General features: G+C 37.5%; 1 protein-coding gene. It reads left to right on the forward strand.

What is annotated here, in order from left to right:
- Positions 1-277 (forward strand): type VI secretion system baseplate subunit TssK (gene tssK / locus AAEY57_RS19845; RefSeq protein WP_350608649.1); only part of this gene is annotated, 277 nt, incomplete at both ends.

The following is a 277-nucleotide window of genomic DNA, read 5'->3' on the forward strand; positions in this document are numbered from 1 at the left end:
GCCATTACTTGGTTTAGTGAGAGAGATTGGCTCAATGATCAAGCAGCGCTCAGAGAGTATTGCTGTTAGATTGTGCCAAGGTTATGCGGGAAGTACCTCTGTAGCTGATTTTATTATGCTGCAAACATTAAACAAGTATGACGCTGTTTTTGAAAACTTATTATCAGTTAATAATCTTCATCCAAGCGTTCTTTATACTCGTCTAATAGAGCTTGCTGGTGAGTTATCTACTTTTAGTACCGTAAACAAAAGAGTGCCTAAATTACCTAAGTACGAT

The sequence above is a fragment of the Pseudoalteromonas sp. MER144-MNA-CIBAN-0113 genome, assembly GCF_040308965.1.
GTDB lineage: Bacteria > Pseudomonadota > Gammaproteobacteria > Enterobacterales > Alteromonadaceae > Pseudoalteromonas > Pseudoalteromonas tetraodonis.